The sequence below is a fragment of the Alphaproteobacteria bacterium genome (assembly GCA_017308135.1).
Taxonomy (GTDB): domain Bacteria; phylum Pseudomonadota; class Alphaproteobacteria; order CACIAM-22H2; family CACIAM-22H2; genus Tagaea.
Genome location: JAFKFM010000006.1, coordinates 375,938 through 396,442, shown reverse-complemented (window position 1 = coordinate 396,442; position 20,505 = coordinate 375,938). Strand labels below are relative to the sequence as shown.

17 protein-coding genes are annotated in these 20,505 nt (G+C 64.4%); 8 read left to right on the top strand and 9 right to left on the bottom strand.

Annotation, left to right across the window (positions count from 1 at the left end; all coding sequences use genetic code 11):
* The first annotated feature begins 89 nt into the window (after window positions 1-89).
* Both J0H39_02160 and J0H39_02155 read left to right on the top strand, forming a co-directional pair.
* Window positions 90-2,804 carry a bifunctional acetate--CoA ligase family protein/GNAT family N-acetyltransferase gene (locus J0H39_02160; protein ID MBN9495532.1) on the top strand — a complete coding sequence of 905 codons (2,715 nt, stop codon included), beginning with the start codon at window positions 90-92 and terminating at the stop codon, window positions 2,802-2,804.
* Between the two features lie 118 nt (window positions 2,805-2,922).
* Window positions 2,923-4,299, top strand: coding sequence for a nitronate monooxygenase (locus J0H39_02155; protein MBN9495531.1), 1,377 nt, complete (start codon window positions 2,923-2,925; stop codon window positions 4,297-4,299).
* Here the strand turns inward: J0H39_02155 and J0H39_02150 are convergent, their stop codons facing one another.
* Entirely contained in the window at window positions 4,300-5,913 is a 1,614-nt protein-coding gene (locus J0H39_02150) for a GMC family oxidoreductase N-terminal domain-containing protein (protein ID MBN9495530.1), read from the bottom strand.
* Window positions 5,914-5,996: 83 nt separating this feature from the next.
* Here J0H39_02150 and J0H39_02145 point away from each other — a divergent pair, with 83 nt between their 5' ends.
* Together J0H39_02145 and J0H39_02140 are read left to right on the top strand one after the other, a co-directional pair.
* Window positions 5,997-7,160 carry an amidohydrolase gene (locus tag J0H39_02145; protein MBN9495529.1) on the top strand — a complete coding sequence of 388 codons (1,164 nt, stop codon included), beginning with the start codon at window positions 5,997-5,999 and terminating at the stop codon, window positions 7,158-7,160.
* Window positions 7,161-7,245: 85 nt separating this feature from the next.
* Window positions 7,246-8,037: an SGNH/GDSL hydrolase family protein gene (locus J0H39_02140; GenBank protein ID MBN9495528.1), complete on the top strand. Its 792-nt coding sequence runs from the start codon at window positions 7,246-7,248 to the stop codon at window positions 8,035-8,037.
* 3 nt (window positions 8,038-8,040) lie between these two features.
* On the opposite strand, the gene J0H39_02135 is transcribed toward J0H39_02140, so the two are convergent.
* The 6 genes from J0H39_02135 to J0H39_02110 all read right to left on the bottom strand — a co-directional run bounded on the left by J0H39_02135 (window position 8,041) and on the right by J0H39_02110 (window position 13,365).
* Window positions 8,041-8,655, bottom strand: a complete 615-nt coding sequence (locus tag J0H39_02135) for a hypothetical protein (GenBank protein MBN9495527.1) — start codon at window positions 8,653-8,655, stop codon at window positions 8,041-8,043.
* A 58-nt stretch (window positions 8,656-8,713) separates the two neighbouring features.
* Window positions 8,714-9,676, bottom strand: a complete 963-nt coding sequence (locus J0H39_02130; GenBank protein MBN9495526.1) for an Hsp33 family molecular chaperone HslO — start codon at window positions 9,674-9,676, stop codon at window positions 8,714-8,716.
* 13 nt (window positions 9,677-9,689) lie between these two features.
* The gene (gene argF, locus J0H39_02125; GenBank protein MBN9495525.1) at window positions 9,690-10,625 is read right to left on the bottom strand and encodes an ornithine carbamoyltransferase; all 936 of its coding nucleotides are present in this window, start codon (window positions 10,623-10,625) and stop codon (window positions 9,690-9,692) included.
* Between the two features lie 11 nt (window positions 10,626-10,636).
* A complete protein-coding gene (locus J0H39_02120; GenBank protein ID MBN9495524.1) occupies window positions 10,637-11,818 on the bottom strand; it encodes an aspartate aminotransferase family protein in 1,182 nt (393 codons plus the stop codon).
* A 276-nt stretch (window positions 11,819-12,094) separates the two neighbouring features.
* Window positions 12,095-12,556 (bottom strand): hypothetical protein, encoded by a 462-nt coding sequence (locus J0H39_02115; GenBank protein ID MBN9495523.1) that lies wholly within the window; start codon window positions 12,554-12,556, stop codon window positions 12,095-12,097.
* Window positions 12,556-13,365 (bottom strand): ABC transporter permease, encoded by an 810-nt coding sequence (locus tag J0H39_02110; protein MBN9495522.1) that lies wholly within the window; start codon window positions 13,363-13,365, stop codon window positions 12,556-12,558. The genes J0H39_02115 and J0H39_02110 overlap by 1 nt, the downstream gene beginning before the upstream one ends.
* Window positions 13,366-13,493: 128 nt before the next feature.
* On the opposite strand from J0H39_02110, the gene J0H39_02105 reads away from it, so the two are divergent.
* The 4 genes from J0H39_02105 to J0H39_02090 all read left to right on the top strand — a co-directional run bounded on the left by J0H39_02105 (window position 13,494) and on the right by J0H39_02090 (window position 18,102).
* Window positions 13,494-14,117, top strand: a complete 624-nt coding sequence (locus J0H39_02105) for an IS607 family transposase (GenBank protein ID MBN9495521.1) — start codon at window positions 13,494-13,496, stop codon at window positions 14,115-14,117.
* The gene (locus J0H39_02100; protein MBN9495520.1) at window positions 14,117-15,316 is read left to right on the top strand and encodes a transposase; all 1,200 of its coding nucleotides are present in this window, start codon (window positions 14,117-14,119) and stop codon (window positions 15,314-15,316) included. Before J0H39_02105 ends, J0H39_02100 begins: the two co-directional genes overlap by 1 nt.
* Before the next feature lie 43 nt (window positions 15,317-15,359).
* Complete coding sequence (locus J0H39_02095; protein MBN9495519.1) at window positions 15,360-15,896, top strand: RecX family transcriptional regulator; 537 nt, start codon at window positions 15,360-15,362, stop codon at window positions 15,894-15,896.
* Between the two features lie 163 nt (window positions 15,897-16,059).
* Window positions 16,060-18,102 (top strand): tetratricopeptide repeat protein, encoded by a 2,043-nt coding sequence (locus tag J0H39_02090; protein MBN9495518.1) that lies wholly within the window; start codon window positions 16,060-16,062, stop codon window positions 18,100-18,102.
* On the opposite strand, the gene J0H39_02085 is transcribed toward J0H39_02090, so the two are convergent.
* Both J0H39_02085 and J0H39_02080 read right to left on the bottom strand, forming a co-directional pair.
* Window positions 18,083-19,912 carry a hypothetical protein gene (locus tag J0H39_02085; GenBank protein MBN9495517.1) on the bottom strand — a complete coding sequence of 610 codons (1,830 nt, stop codon included), beginning with the start codon at window positions 19,910-19,912 and terminating at the stop codon, window positions 18,083-18,085. The two genes, J0H39_02090 and J0H39_02085, sit on opposite strands and share 20 nt — an antisense overlap.
* Window positions 19,912-20,484: an invasion associated locus B family protein gene (locus J0H39_02080; protein ID MBN9495516.1), complete on the bottom strand. Its 573-nt coding sequence runs from the start codon at window positions 20,482-20,484 to the stop codon at window positions 19,912-19,914. Before J0H39_02080 ends, J0H39_02085 begins: the two co-directional genes overlap by 1 nt.
* Between the last annotated feature and the right edge of the window lie 21 nt (window positions 20,485-20,505).

The window sequence follows — 20,505 nt, the reverse complement described above, 5'->3', positions numbered from 1 at the left end:
CTGCGGCATTTTCGCGCGCGCCTCTGTCATACTCCCGACACCGGCGCGAATGGACTATGTTGCGACGCAGCATAGCGCGAGGAACCCGTATGTCGATCCGCAATCTCGACCATATGTTCGCCCCGAAAGCCGTGACGCTGATCGGCGCCTCGCCCAAGCCGGGCTCGGTCGGCAATGTGCTCGCGCGCAATCTGTTCGCCGGCGGGTTCCAAGGCCCGATCTTGCCGGTGAACCCGAAATACAAATCGATCGAGGGCGTCTACACCTATCCCGACGTGGCGTCGCTGCCGACGGCCCCCGATTTCGCGGTCGTGTGCACGCCGCCCAAGACCGTGCCCGGCGTGATCGGCGAATTGGCCGCGCGCGGATGCAAAGCGGCGGTGGTGCTGACGGCCGGGTTCGGCGAATTGCCGGGTGGCGAGGGCAAGGCGCTGGAACAGGCGATGCTCGACGCCGCCAAGCCCAATCTCATGCGCATTGTCGGACCCAACTGCTTGGGCGTGCTTGTACCCGGCGCAGGGCTCAACGCCACCTTCGCGCATTTGGCACCGCCCAAGGGCGATCTCGCCTTCGTCACCCAATCGGGCGCGATGGCGACCGCCGTGCTCGATTGGGCGCACCCGCGCAAGATCGGCTTCTCGCATATGGTCTCGCTCGGTTCGATGGCCGACGTCGATTTCGGCGACATGCTGGATTGGCTCGCCCTCGATGGGCGTACGCGCGCGATCCTGCTTTATGTCGAAGCGATCACCCATGCGCGCAAATTCATGTCGGCGGCGCGCGCCGCCGCGCGGTTGAAACCCGTGATCGTCATCAAGGCCGGGCGGCATATGGAAGCGGCGAAGGCCGCCGCCTCGCATACCGGCGCGCTGGCGGGCTCCGACGCGGTCTATGATGCGGCATTTCGGCGTGCGGGCATGCTGCGCGTTTACGACGTGGATGAACTCTTCGATGCGGTCGCCACCCTCGCCAATCCGCCCAAACATGCGGGCGACCGTTTGGCGATCCTCACCAATGGCGGCGGCTTGGGCGTACTCGCGACCGATACGCTGATGGACCAGGACGGGCATCTGGCCGATCTCGCCCCCGACACGATCGCCAAGCTCGATGCCGTGCTGCCGAAGACGTGGTCGCACGGCAATCCGGTCGACATCATCGGCGATGCGCCGCCCGAACGTTACGCCGCCTCGGTCGAAGCCTTGTTGCAAGACCGCAATCTCGACGCGCTGCTCGTCTTGAATTGCCCGACGGCGATCGCATCGTCGACCGATGCGGCCGACGCGACGATCAAAGCCGCGAAGGGGGCGCGTGTGCCCGTGCTGTCGGCGTGGCTTGGCGATACGCAAAGCGCCATCGACGCGCGCGGCAAATTCGCCGATGCGCGCATCCCGTCCTACGAGACGCCGGACAAGGCGGTGCGCGGCTTCATGCATCTCGTGCGCTATCGCCGCGCGCAGGAAAGCCTGATGGAAGTGCCCGAAGCCGCACCGGACAATCTTTGCCCCGATCCGGACGCGGCCAAGCGCACGGTCGCGGCCGCACTCGAATCGGGCCGCGAATGGCTGACCGATCCCGAAGTGCGCGCCGTGCTGGGCGGCTACGGCTTCGGCATGCCCAAGGCCGAAACGGTTGCCGATATCGAAGGTGCCGCGCAAGCCGCCGCCCGGATCGGCGGCCGCGTGGCGTTGAAGATCGTCTCGCCGCAAATCCTGCATAAATCCGATGTCGGCGGTGTGGCCCTCAATCTCGACGGGCCGGATGCGGTGCGCGTCGCCGCCGCCGCGATGATCGAACGCGTGCGCGCGAACAAGCCCGACGCGACGATCGCGGGATTCCTGGTGCAGGAGATGATCCGCCGCCCGCATGCGCATGAATTGATTCTGGGCGCGTCGGTCGACCGGCAATTCGGGCCCGTCTTGCTGTTCGGCCAAGGCGGCGTGGCGGTCGAAGTGCTGCGCGATACGGCGATGGCGCTGCCGCCGCTGAACGTGAAGCTCGCGCGCGACATGATCGCGGCGACGCGCGTGTCGCGCTTGCTGAAAGGTTATCGCGACCGCAAGCCCGCCGATCTCGCCGCCATCGAACGCGCCCTCGTGCGCTTGTCGCGGTTGATCTGCGAACTTGATGCGGTGGTCGAGTTCGACATCAATCCGCTGCTGGCCGACGAAGACGGCGCCATCGTGCTCGACGCGCGCATCCGCATCGCCAAGCCGGATGCCGCCCCCCACGGTGTGCGCCAAGGTGCGCGCCTGGCGATCGAGCCTTATCCCGCAGACCTCGCGCGCGACATCGTTTTGCCCACGGGCAAGACCGCGCATCTGCGCCCGATCCGCCCGGAAGACGCGCCCGGTATCGAAGCGATGATCGCGCGCATGACGCCGGAGGATCGTCGCATGCGCTTCTTCGCGACGATCGAAAAGCTGACGCGCGAACAACTCGCGCGCCTGACCCAGATCGATTACGACCGCGAGATGGGGCTGGTCTGCGAAGGCCCGGATGGAATCTGGGGCACGGTGCGATTGACCGCCGACCCCGATCGCGGCCGGGCCGAATACGCCATCGCCTTGCGCAGCGATCTGAAGGGCATGGGAATCGGCCTGTTCTTGATGCGAAAGATTCTCGACTACGCCAAGGCGCGCGGCATCGGCGTGATCTACGGCGAAATCCTGCGCGAGAACCGGCCGATGCTGGAAGTTTGCAAAAATCTGGGCTTCGCGGTGAAGGCGGACCCCGACGCGCCCGACGTCGTACACGCCGAAATCGCTTTGGCCGATTGGCCGGATATTGCCGCTGCGGCGCGGTAAAACTGCGGCCGAAGCAAGTCGCAATAATCCGTGGTGACCCCGGCGGGGGCGGGCTATATATCAGCCCCTAAACTCCGCCAACCACAGGGATTCGCCGGTGTTTTCGCTGCAGCCGTTGATGATTTCGGGTCGTGAAGTTCTGCCGCTGATCGAAGGCGGCAAAGGTGTCGCCGTATCGAATGGCGAAAGCTCGGGGTCTTGGGCGAAGGCCGGCGGCGTGGGCACGTTTTCGGGCGTCAACGCGGACCACACGGACGCGAACGGCAATGTCGTTCGCCAGATCTATCACGGCAAAACGCGGCGCGAGCGTCACGACGAATTGATCGCCTACGCGATCAAGGGTGCCGTGCATCAAGCGCGCGTGGCGCGCGAAATCGGCGGGCCGAAAGCGCGCATCCATATCAACATTCTGTGGGAGATGGGGGCGGCCGAGCCGATCCTCGAAGCCGTGCTCGAACAGGCCAAGGGCCTGATCGACGGTGTGACCTGCGGCGCGGGCATGCCCTATCGCATCGCCGAGATCTGCGCCAAGCACAACGTCTACTATTATCCGATCATCTCCTCCGCGCGCGCCTTCCGCGCGTTGTGGAAGCGCGCCTATCACAAATTCAGCACGCTGCTCGGCGGCGTGGTCTACGAAGATCCGTGGCTCGCCGGCGGGCATAACGGTCTGTCGAACGCCGAAGACCCGAAGAAGCCCGAGCCGCCGCTGCCGCGCGTGATCGAGCTGCGCCGCCAGATGAACGAATTCGGCCTCAACAACGTGCCGATCGTCATGGCGGGCGGCGTGTGGCGCCTCGACGAATGGAAGGATTTCATCGGCAATCCCGATGTCGGTCCTTGCGCCTTCCAATTCGGCACGCGGCCGCTGCTCACCAAGGAAAGCCCGATCTCCGACGCGTGGAAGCAGCGCCTGCTGACGCTGAAGCCCGGCGACGTGCTGCTGCATCGTTTCTCGCCGACCGGCTTCTATTCCTCGGCGGTCAAGAATCCGTTCCTGCTGGAACTCGAAGCGCGCTCGCAGCGCCAGATCGCCTATCAGACCCATGTGGTGGGCGAGCACGATATTCCCTTCCCGATCGGCGCGCGCGGGCGCACGGTCTATCTCGCCGCGCGCGACAAGCTGCATGCCGAAGATTGGGTGCGCCAAGGCTATACCGAAGCGTTGCGCACGCCCGATTCGACGCTGATTTTCGTGACGCCTGCGAAGGCCGCCGAAATCCTGAAGGATCAGGTCGATTGCATGGGGTGTCTCTCGGCCTGCGCGTTCTCGAACTGGGCGCAGAACGAGCAAGGCACCACCGGCCACAAGGCCGATCCGCGCAGCTTCTGCATCCAGAAGACGTTGCAGGACATCAGCCACGGCGCCGACGTCGAAAGCCAGCTGATGTTCGCGGGCCACAACGCCTATCGCTTCGCCAGCGACCCGTTCTACTCCAACGGCTATGTGCCGACGGTCAAGGAACTAGTCGAGCGTATCGCCTCCGGCCAGTAATCAGCGGGCGTCTTCCAGCATCATCGCGGCGGCTTTTTCGCCGATCATCAACGCGGGCGCGTTCGTATTGCCCGACGTGATCGTCGGCATGATCGACGCGTCGGCGACGCGCAAACCGTCGATCCCGCGCACGCGCAACCGCGCATCGACCACGGCGCCGGGATCGTTGTCGCCGCCCATTTTGCACGTCCCCACGGGATGGAAGATCGTCGTGCCGATGCGCCCCGCCGCTTCGGCCAACGCGGCCGTATCGACGATCTCCGGCCCCGGGCGGAATTCCTCGGGCTTGAATTTCTGCAACGCGGGCTGCGCCACGATGCGCCGCGTCAGCCGGATCGCTTCGGCTGCGACCAGTCTGTCTTCCTCGGCCGACAGGTAATTGGGTTTGATCGACGGTGCCGCGAAAGGATCCGCGGATTTCGCCATCACGCTGCCCCGGCTCGCCGGGCGCAAATGGCAGACCGACGCGGTGAAGGCGGGGAAGGGGTGCAACGGCTCGCCGAACTTGTCGAGCGTCAAAGGCTGCACGTGATATTCGAGATCGGCGGTGGCGCGCGCGGGATCGGATTTCGCGAAGGCGCCGAGCTGCGACGGCGCCATCGTCAACGGCCCGCGCCGGAACATCGCGTATTCCAGCCCCATGCCGATCTTGCCGAATAGGGAGTTGGCGCGCTCGTTCAGCGTCTTCACGCCGTGAACCTTATAAGCGCAGCGGATTTGCAGATGGTCCTGCAAATTGCTTCCCACGCCCGTCAGCGCGTGGCGCACATCCACACCGATGCCGCGCAGATGTTCGGGGGCGCCGATGCCGGACAATTGCAACAGATGCGGCGACCCGATGGCCCCGGCGGCGAGCACGATCTCGCGCGCCGACGCGCGCGCCGGTCTGTCGCCGTGACGGAAGGCGAGGCCCGTCGCACGCCGCCCGTCGAATTCGATCGCGGTGGCTTGCGCGTGCGTGACGATGCGCAAATTCGCGCGGCCCATCGCGGGACGCAGGAATCCTTTCGCCGCCGTCCAGCGCACGCCGCGATTTTGGTTCACCTGGAAATAGCCGCAGCCTTCATTGTCGCCGCGGTTGAAATCGTCGGTCTTGGGAATGCCGGCTTGCTCGGCCGCGTCGCGGAACGCGTCGAGGATGTCCCAGGACAGGCGCATCTCCTCCACGCGAAATTCGCCGCCGCGCCCATGATGCGCGTCGGCCCCGCGCGCATTGTCCTCCGCGCGGATGAAATGCGGCAGCACGTCGCCCCAGCCCCAGCCGGGATTGCCGAGCTGGCGCCAATGGTCGTAATCGGCGGCTTGGCCGCGCACATACAGCATGCCGTTGATCGCGGTGCAGCCGCCCAGCACCTTGCCGCGCGGATAGTTGAGCGCCCGGTTGCCCAGCCCCGCTTCGGCTTCGGTTTTGAAACACCAATCCACGCGCTTGTTGCCGTGGGTGTAGAGATAGCCGATCGGAATATGGATCCAGATGTAATCGTCCTGGCCGCCCGCTTCGAGCAGCAGAACGCGATTTTTGGGATCGGCCGACAAACGGTTGGCGAGCACGCAACCCGCCGAGCCCGCCCCCACGACGATGTAATCGTAGGTCCCGAAATCTTCGGCGGTCATGGCGTATCCCCGGTTCGCGCGCAATTCGGATGCGGTTCCATTTTTCAGCCGCTAATCTAGCGCGTCCAGCCGGGGAGCATGCAATGCCGATCGTCAACCGTATCGCCGCCTTCCACGACGAAATGCGCGCCTGGCGCCGGGATCTGCACGCCAATCCCGAAATCGCGTTTCAGGAAAACCGCACCTCGCAGGTCGTGGCGGACAAGCTGGCGAGTTTCGGCCTCGCCGTCCATCGCGGTCTCGCCAAAACCGGCGTGGTCGGCACGCTGAAAGCGGGCAACTCGTCGCGCGCGATCGGCCTGCGCGCGGATATGGACGCGCTGCCGATGCCCGAGGCGAACGAGTTCGGCCATCGCTCGCTGAACGCGGGCCGGATGCACGCCTGCGGCCATGACGGCCATACGACGATGCTGCTGGGGGCGGCGAAGTATCTTGCCGAAACCAAGAATTTCGACGGCACGATCCATTTCATCTTCCAGCCGGCGGAGGAAAACGAAGCCGGCGGGCGCGTGATGGTCGAGGAAGGTCTGTTCGAGAAATTCCCGGTCGAAGCGGTCTACGGGCTGCATAATTGGCCGCAGCTCGAGGTCGGCAAATTCTCGGTCCGGCCCGGGCCGATGATGGCCTCGGCCGACAATTTCGAAATCCTGGTGCGCGGCATGGGCACGCACGGCGCCATGCCCCATCGCGGCGTCGACCCCGTCACCTGCGCCTGCCAGATCGTGTCGGCGCTGCAAACCATCGTCAGCCGCGAGACCAACCCCCTCGACGCCGCCGTGATCTCGGTCACGCAGATCCATGCGGGCGACGCCTATAACGTTATCCCCAACGAATGCGTGCTGCGCGGCACGACGCGGGCGTTCGAGCCCAAGGTCCGCGATTCGCTGGAGCCCGCGATGCGCCGGGTGGCGGCCGGCATCGCCGCCGCGATGGGCTGCGAAGCGACGCTTGATTACCGCCGGAAGTACCCGCCGCTGGTCAACGACGCGACGCATGTCGAGGTTGCGGCCGGGGCCATGGCCGAGGTCGTGGGGGCGGAAAACGTCGCGACCGACGGCGCGGCGACCATGGGGGCGGAGGATTTCGCCTATATGTTGGAAGCCCGGCCCGGGGCCTATGTCTTTATGGGCAATGGACAATCCGCCTCACTCCACAATCCGCGCTACGACTTCAACGACGAGGCGCTGCCGGTGGGGGCGTCGTATTGGGCAAGGCTGGTCGAGCGAGTCCTGGCCCGCGCCGCCTAATCCGCCGGACTCGACGAAAAACCGCGTCCGCGCATACAATCGCGTCGATATGCCGCGCCTTGGAGTCCGGATTTCCGCTGTTTTGATGCTGCTCGCCGCGCCCGCCGGGGCGGCAGAAAAGCAGGCCGCCGTGCCGTCGATGCGCGGCAAGGTCGAGGCGGTCGCCGCGCGCTGCGAAGCCCCGGCCGATCTGTTGGCGCTGAAGGCGCCCATGCCCCAGGTCGCGCAACGCCTGGCGGAAGGCAAGCAACTCACCATCGTGGCGCTTGGCTCGTCCTCGACCGAGGGCATCGGTGCGACCACGCCCGCCCATGCCTATCCCGCCCGGCTCGAAACCGAGCTGCACGCGCTGTTGCCGCATATGGAAATCACGGTGCTGAACAAGGGCATCAGCGGCGAGGATGCGGACCAGATGATGGCGCGCTTCGAGCGCGACGTGCTCGCGCCGGAGCCCGATCTCGTGATCTGGCAGGCGGGCGTCAACGCGGCAATCAAGGGCCTGCCGCTATCGGGCGTCACCGAGAAGATGAGCCGCGGCATCGAGCTGGCGCGCGCGCGCGGCATCGACGTGATGCTGATGGGCCCGCAAAACGCGCCGCGCTACGTGAACGCGCCGCACCGGCGCGAATACACCGAAGCGTTGACCGAGCTCGCGCGCAAATATCACGCGCCGATCTTTCCGCGTTTTCGCGTGATGACGCATTGGATGGCGTCGGGCGCGTTCAAGCAGGACGAGCTGATCCGCGAGGACGGCCTGCATATGACCGACGCGGCCTATTATTGCCTCGCCCGTTTGCTCGCGCGCGCCATCGCCAACGAACCGCGCGCGCGCGCCGTCGCGGGCGAAACGCAAGCGCCCGCGACGTCTTCGCGCTGAGCGTTACGCCAGGAAGCGCGTCAGGTTGGCGTTGATCTGGCGATCCAACTCGTTGTCGATATCGCGCATCATCTCGAAGGTCAGGTCGTACCAGACGCGCTCGCGGTCATTCAGCGAGATGTTCTCCAGCACCGAGCGCTGGCGCACGGCGATCGCCGCCGCGATACCGTCGCGATAATTGGCGCGTTGCTGGCGCACTTCGACGGCCACTTCGATACGCCCGTCATATTGCTGCGCCACTTCGTTGGTGAAGGTCGCGCGAATGCCGGTGGGCTTGGGCAGATTGGTTTCGGTCACGCGCGCATCCATGATGACGAAGCGCACGAAACGCTCGCCCGTCCCCGACACGGCGACGCGCTCCGACGCCCAGCGCCGCAAGGCCGATTCCGGCGTTTGCGCGAACAGATGCTCGACATTCGGGGGCGCGAAAGGCGGCTGGTATTCCATCGCCACTTCCAGGCGCGTCGCGTCGAAGCGGAACGTGCCGCGCGGGGCGAAGCTGATGGGCGGGAAGCTGGGCAGCGGCGGCGCATCGGCGCAGGCCGTGACAAGGAACGGCGACGCCAGCAGCGGCAGGGCGGCGGCTTTTTTCAGGAAAATACGGCGGTCCGGTTTCATGGGAAAATCTCCGAACTTGTGTTTGTGGGCGTAAGCCTCGCCCGGAATCATGGCGAAATCAGGACTCTGCGTAGACGGCGTCGAGATCCGAGAAGGCGTGCGTGGTGTTGCAGAATTCGCAGGTGAGGCGCACCGCTCCGTCGGGATCCCGCAAAGTTTCCACCTCTTCGCGCGAGATGGCCCGTAGCGCGCCGCGCATGCGTTCGGGGCTGCACCGACATTGATGGGTCAACACCAGCGGGCGATAGATCGCGACCCCTTCGGCGAGATACAGCCGGTCGATCAGCTTCCAGGGCGGCAATTCGGGATCGACGAGTTCCGCTTGCGTGGACGATCCCATCAGGATCATCGCGCGCCGCCAGCCTTCTTCCTCGGCCTCGCGCTTGGCGGCGTCGATCGCCCTGTCCTGACCTTCGGACGAGCCTTGCGCATCTTCGGGCGGCAGGCGCTGGATCATCATCGCACCCGCGCGCCAATTCAGCACCGCGCCGTCGCCGGGCTTCGGCGTGGCGGCGACCGCGACCTTGATCCCGGCTTCGAACTGCTCCGACTGGCGGAAATAATGATGCGCGCATTCGGCCAAGGTCGTGCCGTCGAGCTCGACGATGCCTTGATAGCGTTCGGCCGCGTCGCCCTGATCGACCGTGAAGGCAAGATACCCCGCGCCGAACAGCTTGGGCACCGAATGCGGGCCCGGCCCCAACGCGGCGACGGCATCTTTATCGAATTGCGCGTAGCCGCGCAGATGTCCGGCCGAGGTCACGTCGGCAACAAGCATGCGCACCGGCCCGTCGCCCTTGGTTTGCAGCGTGAACACGCCGTCGAATTTCAGCGTCGCGGCGAGCAACGCCGAAATCGCCAAGGCTTCGGCCAGCGCTTCGCCGACCGCGCGCGGATAGGCATGCCGGTGCAGGATCGTGTCCAACGCGGCGCCCAAACGCACCGCCCGGCCGCGCAGGGCCGAGGACTCGATCTGAAACGGCAGGACGACGTCGTCTTCGGGAATACCGGCCCGGTTCACGCCAAGCCCCAAATCACGCCATGCACCAGGCGAGGATGCCTTTTTGCGCGTGGAGGCGATTTTCCGCCTCGTCCCACACGGCCGATTGCGGCCCGTCGATCACGCCTTCGGTCACTTCCTCGCCGCGATGGGCGGGCAGGCAATGCAGGAACATCGCATCCGGCTTAGCGAGGCCCATCAAGCGTTCGTCCACGCGATAGGGGACGAGCATGTTGTGGCGCTTCTCGCGGTTCTCGCGCTCGCGCGCGTTGCCTTCCTGATCCATCGACACCCAGGTATCGGTGACGACGGCATCGGCCCCGCGCACGGCGGCTTCGGGATCGGTCAGAAGCTGAATGCGCGCGCCTTCCCGTTTCGCCCACGCCAGCACATCGGTCGACGGGCGCAAGGGTTCGGGGCAGGCGAGGCGCAGTTCGAACGCGAAACGCTGCGCCGCGTGAATCCAAGACGCCGCGACGTTGTTGCCGTCGCCCGTCCACGCGACGACCTTGCCGGCGATATTGCCCTTCGCTTCTTCGAAGGTCATCACGTCGGCCATCACCTGGCAGGGATGCGAACGCTCGGTCAGGCCGTTGATCACGGGCACCGAGGCGTGACGGACCATTTCGTCGAGATGCGCGGTCTTGTTGGTGCGCAGCATGATCGCGTCGCAATAGCGCGACAACACGCGCGCCGTGTCGGCGATCGTCTCGCCGCGGCCGAGCTGCGTGTCGTGATGCGTCAGGATCACCGCCTCGCCGCCGAGCTGACGGATACCCACTTCGAACGAGACCCGCGTGCGCGTCGACGGCTTCTCGAACACCATCGCCAGCGTCTTGCCGGCGAGCGGACGTTCCGGATTGCCGGCGATGCGCTGGGCCTTGTACTTGGCGCCGAGATCGAGGATCGAGCGCAACGTGCCCGATTCCAACGCGTCGAGATCCAGGAAATGCTTGGGAGTCTTGGCCATCGTGGAAATCCTCAACCGGCTTTGCGCGCGGGCAGTTCGGCGCGCAACGCCGCACAACCTTTATCGATCGCGTCGATCGCTTCGCTGACATGCTTGGCTTCCGCGATCAGCGGCGCCAGCACGCGCACGACATTGTCGCCCGCCGCGACGGTCAGCAGACCTTCCTTGCGCAGCGCCTTCACCACATCGGTATTCGGCACTTTGCATTTGAGGCCGAGCAGCAGGCCAAGCCCGCGCGCATCCTCGAAAATATCGGGATGGCGCTGCACGAGGCCGTGCAGCTGCTGCTTCATATGCGAAGCGAGTTTTTCGACGTGATCGAAGAAGCCGGGTTCGAGCATCACATCGAGCACGGCGTTACCCGCGGCCGTGGCGAGCGGATTGCCGCCATAGGTCGAGCCATGCGTGCCCGCGACCATGCCGACCGCCGCCTTGGCGGTGGCAAGGCATGCACCCACGGGGAAGCCGTTGCCCAGCGCCTTCGCGACCGTCATCACGTCGGGCGCCACACCGGTCCATTCATAGGCGAACAGCTTGCCCGAACGGCCCATGCCGGTTTGGATTTCGTCGAAGAACAGCAGCAAACCGTGCTTGTCGCAAAGATCGCGCAAGCCTTGCAGGAATTCGTTCGGCACGACGCGCACGCCGCCTTCGCCCTGCACCGGCTCGATCAGAATGCCGGCGGTTTCGGGGCCGATCGCCGCTTCGACGAGCTTAAGATCGCCGAACGCGACTTGATCGAAGCCCGGCACGACGGGGCCGAAGCCTTCGAGATATTTCTTCTGCCCGCCCGCCGCCAACGTGGCGAGCGTGCGGCCATGGAAGGCGCCTTCGAAGGTGATGATGCGATAGCGTTCCGGGTGGCCGTGATGCGCGTGATATTTGCGCACGACCTTGATGCCGCATTCGTTCGCCTCGGCGCCGGAATTGCCGAAGAACACCGTGTCGGCGAAAGTCGCGGCGACCAGGCGCTCGGCGAGTTTTTCCTGCTGCGCGATCGGGAAAACGTTCGACGTGTGCCAAACCTTGTTCATCTGCGCCGTCACCTCTTTGATGAGGTGCGGATGCGCATGACCCAAGGCCGTGACCGCGATGCCGCAGGTGAAGTCCAAGTAACGTCGGCCGTCGGTTCCCCACAGATACGGGCCTTCGCCGCGCTCGAAGCCGATTTCGGCGCGCGCATAGGTCGGCATCACGGCGGGAAAAGCGGCGGTCACAACGGAACTCCTTCCTCCATAACGGATTATCGGTGCGGGAATGGCTGAAAGCACCGGAAACACCCAGTATCCAAGGGGGTGCCGGGCTTGTCAAATACGGCGGACTCGGAAAATCGCCGGATATTTGTTCCAGGACAACGCGTTAAGTCTATTTTTGGGCAATCGATGCAGTCGATGAATACCCTGACTGTGTCAGGCGCGTGGTTTGTATCCGCGCGCGAGAATTAGCCGGAGCAGCCGCTTAAACGCGGTTTATAGATACCGCCCGTCCTCGGCGATGACCTGAAACCCGACCAGCAAATGGGTGATTTCGCCGTTCTCGGCCATCGGCAGGATGGTACGCCACATTTGGGTTTTGCCGTCGCGCTCGGCGTATTGGGCCAGCGGATGGTGCAGGAAAAGCGGCCGGCGCCGGGCGACCGCGTCGCGATAGCCGGCTTCCCATAGCCGGGCGACCGGCTCGGCGATTTCGGACAATTTCAGGCCCGAATACTCGCGGCGCATCTGCACGTTGGTGCTGGCCCCGTAGATGACGAAGCGGAAATCGCCGCCGGGCAGCACCTCGACCAGATGCAGCCGGCCGATCCAGGGCATGAAATCTTCGACGACGAAGGCCGCGCGCGACGGGAACGCCGCAGCGCCCTTTTTCGCGACCCACAACGCATGCAGGTCGCGCAGCCATTGCGGCAATTCGTCGAGTGTGGCCGCGCGCATCACGCGCGCAGCTTGTACCCGCGCGCGAACATCCGCCAGCACAACAATGCCAGCGCCGCGTTCACGCCGAGCATGACGGCGGCCCCCAGCAGCGGGTTCGTGTCGGTATGGCCGATGAAGCCGTAGCGGAACCCGTCGATCATGTAGAAAAACGGGTTGAAATGCGCGGCTATGCGCCACGCCTCGGGCAGGCGGTCGATCGTGTAGAACGTGCCCGACAGGAACGAAAGCGGTGTGACGATGAAATTCGTCACCGCCGCGATATGGTCGAATTTCTCCGACCACACGCCGCCCGCGATACCCAGCAGGGCCAGCATCGTCGACGCCATCAGCCCGTGAAACACGATCCAGAACGGCGACGACACATGGATCGTCACTAACGGGATCAGGCAGATCGCGACCACGCCGCCGACCACCATGCCGCGCACGATGCCGCCGGCCGCGAAGCCGACGACCAATTCGATCGGCGACAAGGGCGGCATCAGCGTGTCGACGATATTGCCTTGGACCTTCGAAATGATGATCGACGAGCTGGTATTCGCGAAGGCGTTTTGCGCCATCGCCATGATGATCAGGCCCGGCACCAGAAATTCGACGAAGGGCACGCCGCCCTTTTCCTGAACCGCCCCGCCCAAGGCGAGCGCGAACACCGCCAGGAACAGCAGCGTGGTGATCACGGGCGCCCAGATCGTCTGGGTATGCACCTTGATGAAGCGGCGGATCTCGCGCCAGGCGAGCGTTTTCAGGCCCAGCCAATTGACGGCGCCATAGGCGCGGGGGGCGGGCGGAATGGGGCGAGGTTCGGTCATCGGGGCGCGGAAAATAGGCCGGGACGCGAGGCGCGCGCTACCCCTCTTCCGATCCGTAAAGCCCTAATTCAAACAGAGTTTCAAAAATTGATACTTGAATTGCGCATATTTGCGCATATATTGCCATCATGAGCAGGTTCGTCTCCATCGCAGAGGCTGCCAAAGCCCTTGGCGTCTCGCCGCAGACGCTTCGTCGCTGGGAACGCGAAGGCAAGGCCGTACCGACGGAGAAGACGGCCGGCGGTCGTCGTCGTTACGATCTAGCGAAGCTGCGTCCCGATCTTTTTCGGGCGGAGGCCGTCGCCGATCGCAAGACTGTCGCTTACGCGCGCGTCTCATCACTCGACCAGAAAGAGGATCTTGAAAGGCAAAAGAAAGTCCTCGAGATGTATTGCGCGGCAGCAGGTTGGACTTACGAAATTGTCGCCGATCTCGGCTCGGGCATGAACTATCGAAAGAGGGGGCTGAAGCGACTCATCGACGGCATTCTCGACGAGAGCGTCGGGCGTCTCGTCTTGACGCACAAAGATCGTCTGCTGCGTTTTGGCGCTGAGCTTATCTTCGCGCTGTGCGAAGCGCGGAACATTGAAGTCGTTATCTTGAATCGAGGCGAGGACGCAACTTTCGAGGAAGATCTCGCGAAAGACGTCTTGGAGATCATTACCGTCTTCAGCGCGAGGCTCTACGGCAGCCGTTCGCGTAAGAACAAGTTGATCATCGATGGCATCAAGAAAGTCGTCGAGGAGGCTTGATGCTGATCGCTCATCGTATCGCACTCGATCCGACGAACAAGCAACGGACCTATTTTGCCAAAGGAGCTGGCACGGCTCGCTTCGCCTATAACTGGTCGCTTGGCGAATGGCGGCGCATGTATGAGGCGCGCAAATCCGACCCGAGTTCGCCGCAGCCGACGGACGCACTGCTGCGCCGGCGGCTCAACGAAGTGAAACGCGCCACGTTTCCATGGATGTTCGACGTCACCAAATGTGCCGCCCAGGAGGCGATTATTGACCTCGGTACGGCGTTTCGGTCGTTCTTCGAGAAACGTGGGCACTATCCGCGGTTCAAGAAAAAAGGCGTCAGCGACAGCTTCTGTGCTGCGAACGAGGTTGGGACGTTCCGCATCGACGGCAAGCGGATAAAGCTCCCTGTCATCGGCTGGGTGCGTACGCGCGAGACTCCGCGCTTCGAAGGTGTCGCCAAACGCGTTACCGTCTCGAGAACGGCGGACCGATGGTTCGCTTCGATCCTGTTCGAGGCGCCGGACGTGCCCGCGATAGTCCAACCGATCGCGGCTATTGGCCTCGATCTAGGCGTGACGAATCTTGCAGCGTTGAGTGACGGGACCAAAATCGAGGGGCCGAAACCGCACAAAAATCTACTCGGCCATCTCCGGCGGGCGAACAAAGCCTTGGCACGCAAGAAACGTGGTTCGTGCAACGCGCTCAAGGCGAAGCGGCGTCTCGCGCGTTTACACGCGCGGATCGGGAATATCCGGAAGGATGCGCTACACAAGCTCACGACGCGACTTGTCGCGACGTATCGACGCATCGGAATCGAGGATTTGAACGTGCGCGGCATGACTCGCAACCGGTATCTTGCCAGGTCGATCATGGACGCGTCATTCTTCGAGTTTCGGAGGCAGCTCGAGTACAAGGCACGCCTGCGCGGTGCGACGATCGTCGTCGCCGCCAGATTTTACCCTTCGAGCAAGACCTGTTCTTGCTGCGGCTCGGTGAAAGCCGAACTGGAACTCTCGCAACGCGTCTATAGCTGCGAGAGCTGCGGATACGAAGCGAACCGGGACGTCAATGCGGCCCGGAATTTGGAGAAACTGGCCGCGAGCTTCGCGGTGACAGCCTGTGGAGAGGATCGCTCTGGCGCACGGCGCAAGCCGCGCGTGAAACGAGCCTCGATGAAGCAGGAATCGGACAACAGACATGCCGCATGAAAAAAATGCGTAAGTTTGTATAGGTTCCGGAGAGCGGTCTGCCATGCGCAAAATCCCCAAACCACCGACGCAAGAACGCCTGGAGAAAGGCGCGCTTGCCTATCTCGAGCGCTACGCTGCCAGCCGCGAAGGCGTGCGCCGTGTGTTGATGCGCAAAGTCGAACGCGCGGCGCGCGCGGGCATCGTCGAGCGCGACGCGGGCGCGGCGGCGGTCGAAAAAGTGCTTGAAAAGCTCGCCGCCAAAGGCCTGCTCAACGACAAGCTCTACGCCGAAGCTTTGGCCGCAAGCCTCGCAAGACGCGGCCTCGCGCGCGGGCGCATCGCCCAGCGGCTGCAAATCAAAGGCGTCGGCCGGGACGAAATCGGCCACGCCCTCGATGCCGTGGACGAAACAGGCGACACCGATCGCGCGCGCGCGATCCGCTGGGCGAAGAAGAAGCGCTTGGGCGCCTATGGCGATCCGGCCAAGCGCGAAGCGCGCCGCATGCGCGATATCGCGGCCCTGGCGCGCGCCGGGTTCGAGCCCGAACTTGCGCGCCGCATCGTCGACGCGAATTTGGAAACGCTGGGGGATCCATGATGTCGAAGCGGATCGGCCGATATGCCGGCTTTTGGCATTGCAAATTAGGCGATCGCGAAGGCACCAAGTACGGAATCAAACGGTTCCGTCACCGAAACGCCCAATTCGCGAAGTCATGCGATTTGGAAAGGCGCACGCCATTGCATGCGAAACGGCCGGTGCGGTGACCGACGAAAAACCAACGCGCCAAGTGTCGCCTTTCGAATCCGGACTTGCCGCGCATCAAGCGGGGCTGCTCGAGGCGGCGGCGGCGCATTATATGCGTGCCGTCTCGGACGGCGATCATGTCGCGGACGCGTTGAACAATCTCGCGTCTCTTGCCGTCGCCCGCGGACGCAACGACGAAGCGGCGGCGTTTCTAGACCGCGCGCTGACGATTTTTCCGCGTTCGACGTTTCTGTTGCGCAATCGCGCCAATGCGGCATTGGCGTTGGGTCGGCCCGAAGACGCTTTGCGTATTCTGACCGACGCGCTGGCGATCGACCCCGGCGACGCGGACCTGGCCTTTCAAGCTGGAAACACCGCTTTGCAGCTCGGCAAAGGCGACGAAGCGCACGGGTATTTCGCGCGCGCCGCGACGCTTCGCCCGGGACATTTCGACGCCCAACTCAATCTCGGCGGCACGCATTTTCTCGCCGGGCGTTTGGACGCCGCCCAAACTTGTTTCGAGCGTGCGCTCGCGATCGATCCGGCGGCACGCAGCGCCATCGAAAATCTTGCCACCATTAAAATCGAGATGGGGCGCGCTGCGCGCCGGGCCGGCGACGCCGTCGCCGCGGAAACGGCATTCCGCGCGGCGTTGGCGGCGCATCCCGACAGTTTCGACGCGAAGTTCGAGTTGGCGAATCTTCTGACGGAAGCAGGTTATTCCGAACACGGGGCCGTCCTCTATGAAGAAGCGTTGCGCTTGCGGCCCGATCACGCCGACCTTCACAGCAATCTCGGCCACGCCTATTGCCAGCTGCGGCGCTACGACGCGGCCGTCGCCCATTGCCGTCGCGCGATCGAACTCGGCCCGCAGCGCGAAGAGCCGCATATCAATCTCGGAGCGGCGCTGCACGGCGTCGGCGACACCGACGCGGCTTTGCGAAGCTTCGACGTCGCGCTGAAGATCAATCCGCGATCCGCCGCCGCGCATACGTCCAAAGGGAACGCGCTGTTCGCGCTCGGCCGCTTCGACGAGGCGGCGACGTGCAACGAGAACGCGATCGATGCGGATCCGGAATACGCCTTGGCGCACGTCAATCTCGGCGTCATCCGGATGTTGCGCGGCGACTACGAAGGTGGTTGGCCGGAATATGATTGGCGCTGGCGGACGCTGCGTCTGCAGCGCAAGGTCGGCGTCGGCGCCTTGCGCCCACGCCCGCCCGCGAATCTGCGGGATGCGGCCGCCCGATCCGTGTTGGTGACGTGCGAGCAGGGGCTCGGGGACTCGATACAATTTGTCCGCTACATCCGGGACCTTGCGGCGACCGGCGCACGGGTCACGTTGCTGGTGCAGAAGGCTTTGGTCTCGCTGTTCGAGCAGATCGAAGGCGTGGAGCTGTTGACGGCGGAACTCGCGAACGCCGAACGGTTCGACTATGTCGTCTCCATCTTCGATCTCGGCCGCATGTTCTGGAAAGGGATCGACGCCGTGCCCGCGCGCGACGGCTATTTGCGCGCCGACCCGGTTTTCGTCGCGAAGTGGTCGCGCATTCTGGGCCCGAAAATTCGGCCGCGCGTCGGTCTCGTCTGGTCGGGAAGCACCGACCATCCCGACGACGCCAATCGCAGCCATCGCTTGGCGACGTTGACGACGGTGTTGTCCGACGGCATCGATTATATCTCGTTACAGAAGGAAGTGCGCGAGGTCGATCGGGCATTTCTCGGCCAAGCATTGAACATCCGCGACTTCGCCGCCAAAATCGACGATTTCGCGGATACGGCCGCATTGTGCGAACTGGTCGATCTCGTCGTTACCGTCGATACCAGCGTCGCGCATCTCGCCGGCGCCCTCGGCCGTCCGGCGCGGCTTATCCTGCCGATTGTTCCGGATTGGCGCTGGTCGATGACGGGCGAAACGACGCATTGGTACGGATCCGTCCGCCTGTTGCGCCAGACGCGACATCGCGATTGGCGGGACGTTTACGATCGTATCGCGGCATTATTGAGCGCGGTCGCGCGGGGCGCGCCGATCGATCAATTTACCATTCCAAATGGATGACAATGTCGTAGGCGCCGGGATTGCCGGAACTCTCGATCCTGGCGTGGGCTGCTGCGAGTGCTTCGTACGCCGCGCGCATCTCCGGTCGCCAGCGCACGCCGGGAAGCGCCGCGTCGCGTGCCACGACCGCCATCGCATCCGGGTCGTTGCGCAGGCCCGCCGCGTAGGCGGACAGAACGATCGTTTCCGGTAGATGCGGAACCGAGCGGCGGATTTCGGCGAGAATAGCGTCGATTTCCGCCGCGTGCGTCCGATGTAGACGCGCATTCAATAGATACTGCAGTCGTCCGTAGCCGAGATTGAAGTTGTTTGGCGCGTAGCGGCGCGACAACGCGTAGATCGTCGCATTGTCGGGACCCGTCGCCAGCGGATCTGCGAGACGGGACACGCGATCGTTGGGATAGTCCGAATAGCGGCGGTCGATTGCCGTCGCCCAAGACATATAGGTAACGAACAGCGTCTGGCCGATGAACGGATCCCAGGGCGCCAGACGGTTGGCGCGCGCATGAGCCGCGTAGGCGCTGTCCGGCGCGGGATGGCGCATCATCACCATACGCCGCAGATCGTAATACGCCATGAAATTAAAGACCGAGATAGCGAAGAAGACCGCTGCGCCACAGCCCGCCACCCACCGCGCGACCGCGAATCCAGGTCCTGCGGCGACGCACGCGTTCGGCTCGGTCCGCGCGGTCAATCCTGCGACGGCGAGGGCGGCGAGAACGAGGGTCGCGGGATTCTGAAACGGAAAACCGACGAGGCTCGCCAGAGCCCCGGCCGCGAGTGACACCAACGCCGGCCCACGCCATGCCGACCGCTTCGCGACGAACGCCGCAGCCGCCAATGCGGCGGCCGCGAAAAGCGCGACGATCGCCGGCGCGCCATAGTCGACCACCGCCTGCAAAAAATCGTTGTGCGCAGCGCCGATCAGGACGCGGCGTAGAATTAAATAATGTTCGGGCAGATTGGCGAGGTGGCGTTCCTGATAGAGCGGATAAAGCGCGCCGAACGATCCCGCGCCGCCGCCCCACGGAAAGGTGTCGCGCGCGATCGCCAAGGTGTTGAGGAAGATCTCGCCGCGTTCGCCCAGCGAGCGCGTGAACGACGCCAAACCGCGCAACGACGCCGCCCACGCGACCGCCGTCAACGCCGCGATGCCAACGGCGACTCCGACCTTGCCCAAGCGCAACAACGCGAACGGGACCGCTAGAACGCCCAACCCACCGAGTACCAGGATCGGCACTTTGCTCGGCGTGTCGACGATCGCGAACCACAGCGCGATGCAAAACAATCCCCACAGCGCGAACCCGCCCACGCTTCGACCGCGACGCAAGGCAAAACCCGCGATCCACGGTAGCACCATCGCCATCATCTCGACGACGAAATTGGGATTGCCAAATCCGCCGATCGTGATCGCCGTCGGCGGAAAATAGTTCAGCAGCAACGTCTGCAACACAGCGCCGGCGATGCCGATCAAGATCGGGGTTTCCCGGCCCGCTTCGAAGACCAGGCGCAAACTCCAAATCAAGCCGCCGACGAAAGCGGCCTTGACCACGAAGGCCGCGCCGACGTGCGGCACCGGCGACCAGAAGAGGGAAATCGCCGCGTATCCGATTAACATCCAGAGAGGTAAATCCGCGCGCGAGATCCCCGCGCCCCTCGATCGGCTCGATGCGGCGAGCGCGGCGATCAGAAGCAATGCCGCGCCGCTCCATTGGACGACGTTGAGATCGAAAGTTTGATGCGTGTGCCCGCCGACCGCGACGAACGCCGCCAGTGCCAACGCGACATCGACGGCCGGGCGCGCCTTCATCACAGCGCCGCGATCGCTTGGACGAAACCGGCCATGGGAACGTGGAGACTGACCAGCGCGTCGGGCACCGGATCGAGCCCGAGCCCGCCGGAAGCGCGGCGATAGCGGATCGTCAGCGCGTCGGACTGGCGCAAAGCCGTCATCAGAAAGGTTTCGGGGAAGAAGCGCGCGACGCATCCGGCCGGCGCGCATTCGAGGATCGCCGCCGCCGCCTCGACGGCGGTCGACGTGCGCAGCAGCACGCCCGGCGCGATGTCGATGCCGATCGGCACCGCGATCGAAATCAACACGCCGCGCCGCTCGCCGTTGACGGCGACCTGGACGATCATCGTCGCCGCGCCGCTCGGCTCTTCCACGGCGGTTTCCGCGCGGCACACCTCCGCTTCGCATGTCACGCGCCACGCGCCGAACACGGCGCGATCGATCGCGGGACGGCTCGTCTCGCGCACGGCGATCGCGCGAAGCTCGTCGGTGTAGATGCCGTCGCTTGCGTAGGACCAAGCGAAACCAAGACCGCCGAGCACCAGCACGCCGAGAACGAGAATCGCGTCAGAGATCGAGAATCTGATCATTGGATTGCACGCCGACGCATA

Excerpts from the sequence above, each read along its gene's own strand:
- J0H39_02160 (MBN9495532.1), top strand. The coding sequence starts at position 90 with ATGTCGATCCGCAATCTCGACCATATGTTCGCCCCGAAAGCCGTGACG.
- J0H39_02155 (MBN9495531.1), top strand. The coding sequence starts at position 2,923 with ATGATTTCGGGTCGTGAAGTTCTGCCGCTGATCGAAGGCGGCAAAGGT.
- J0H39_02150 (MBN9495530.1), bottom strand. The coding sequence starts at position 5,913 with ATGACCGCCGAAGATTTCGGGACCTACGATTACATCGTCGTGGGGGCG.
- J0H39_02145 (MBN9495529.1), top strand. The coding sequence starts at position 5,997 with ATGCCGATCGTCAACCGTATCGCCGCCTTCCACGACGAAATGCGCGCC.
- J0H39_02140 (MBN9495528.1), top strand. The coding sequence starts at position 7,246 with ATGCTGCTCGCCGCGCCCGCCGGGGCGGCAGAAAAGCAGGCCGCCGTG.
- J0H39_02135 (MBN9495527.1), bottom strand. The coding sequence starts at position 8,655 with ATGAAACCGGACCGCCGTATTTTCCTGAAAAAAGCCGCCGCCCTGCCG.
- argF (MBN9495525.1), bottom strand. The coding sequence starts at position 10,625 with ATGGCCAAGACTCCCAAGCATTTCCTGGATCTCGACGCGTTGGAATCG.
- J0H39_02120 (MBN9495524.1), bottom strand. The coding sequence starts at position 11,818 with ATGCCGACCTATGCGCGCGCCGAAATCGGCTTCGAGCGCGGCGAAGGC.
- J0H39_02115 (MBN9495523.1), bottom strand. The coding sequence starts at position 12,556 with ATGCGCGCGGCCACACTCGACGAATTGCCGCAATGGCTGCGCGACCTG.
- J0H39_02110 (MBN9495522.1), bottom strand. The coding sequence starts at position 13,365 with ATGACCGAACCTCGCCCCATTCCGCCCGCCCCCCGCGCCTATGGCGCC.
- J0H39_02105 (MBN9495521.1), top strand. The coding sequence starts at position 13,494 with ATGAGCAGGTTCGTCTCCATCGCAGAGGCTGCCAAAGCCCTTGGCGTC.
- J0H39_02100 (MBN9495520.1), top strand. The coding sequence starts at position 14,117 with ATGCTGATCGCTCATCGTATCGCACTCGATCCGACGAACAAGCAACGG.
- J0H39_02095 (MBN9495519.1), top strand. The coding sequence starts at position 15,360 with ATGCGCAAAATCCCCAAACCACCGACGCAAGAACGCCTGGAGAAAGGC.
- J0H39_02085 (MBN9495517.1), bottom strand. The coding sequence starts at position 19,912 with ATGAAGGCGCGCCCGGCCGTCGATGTCGCGTTGGCACTGGCGGCGTTC.
- J0H39_02080 (MBN9495516.1), bottom strand. The coding sequence starts at position 20,484 with ATGATCAGATTCTCGATCTCTGACGCGATTCTCGTTCTCGGCGTGCTG.